The following is a 1,320-nucleotide window of genomic DNA, read 5'->3' on the forward strand; positions in this document are numbered from 1 at the left end:
TATCTATCAGCATTTTCAAGGAAACAAACACATCAATTTACTACTTATTTACTACTAACGAATGAGCCTTGATACGCAAGTTTTCCTAGATATGCAAAGATATGGTACAGCACATCAGTATTGAAACAAGAAAAAATTGAATAACTTATAGACTATGGAACGCCTAAAATGACGTTCCTTTTCTATTTCCAGCCGTTCTTATTGGACGGCTATTTTATTACCAAAAATGAAAGGAGCATTAAACTATGAAAAAGACATGGAAACGATTGTGTACGGGCTTTTTAGCTCTTGCGACTGTCGTTACTGCTTTACCGACTACACCCGTTCATGCAGAAAGTAAGCAATACTGGACGGAGTCAAAAGAGCGTGTCGGTATCGTTGAAAAAGTAATGAATGACGGTTCGATTGGTTCTACCTTTAATGAGGGACATTTGACCGTTGAGGGCGAGGACGCTTACTGTATTGATATTAACACAGACTTTAAGAACGGTTACAAGACCAGAGCTGACGCAAGCTCACGCATGAGTGCCGACCAGATAAGCGACGTTGCCTTATCTATCGAATATGTAAAACAGTACACAGACAGCCACAGCGGAATAAGCAAAAATCACGCTTACCTTTTAAGACAGCTTGTAGTCTGGCAGAGATTGAGCGTACATCTTGGCTGGCAATGTGATAACGTGCGAGCTTCTTATGATGAAATTCCAAAGGCTACGCAGGACGAAGTTTTCTCTGGTGCGAAAGCCTTTGTCAAAGAGAATAAAGGACGCTATGAATGTGGCGGTTATATCTATCTGGCGAGGGGCAGGAATTGGGACAATTCTGGGCGAAGCTGAATGTCGGAAATGCGAAATTACAAAAGACTTCCAGTAATACTAGCATTACAGACGGTAACGGGAATTACTCTATTGCAGGTGCAACCTATGGTGTCTTTTCTGATAAGGACTGCACGAAACAGCTTGCTCCCCTTACGACTGATGAAAACGGAAATACAGATATTGTAGAGGTAAAAGCAGGCACAGTCTATATCAAGGAATTATCCGCACCAGCAGGATATAAAGTGGATAAAACTGTATATTCCTTAAAGGTTGAAGCTGGAAAGACAGCAACATTGAAAGTATCTGATACGCCAAAAGTAACGGACACTTTGATTGAGCTTTTCAAGATTGATATGGAAACACAGAAAGACAATCCGCAAGGGAGCGCTTCTTTAGCAGGTGCGGAATTTACATGGAAGTATTATGCAGGCTTCTATAATAAAGACAATCTCCCTGCCGAAGCTACTCGTACATGGGTTACAAAGACAATCGCTGAAACAGA

At 41.2% G+C, this 1,320-nt stretch carries 1 pseudogene; it reads left to right on the plus strand.

What is annotated here, in order from left to right:
- Positions 1-245: 245 nt before the first annotated feature.
- A pseudogene (locus DW965_RS18685) lies at positions 246-1,320 on the plus strand (SrtB-anchored collagen-binding adhesin); the annotation flags it as partial.

The organism is Blautia sp. AM47-4, from assembly GCF_003479865.1.
GTDB lineage: Bacteria > Bacillota > Clostridia > Lachnospirales > Lachnospiraceae > Fusicatenibacter > Fusicatenibacter saccharivorans.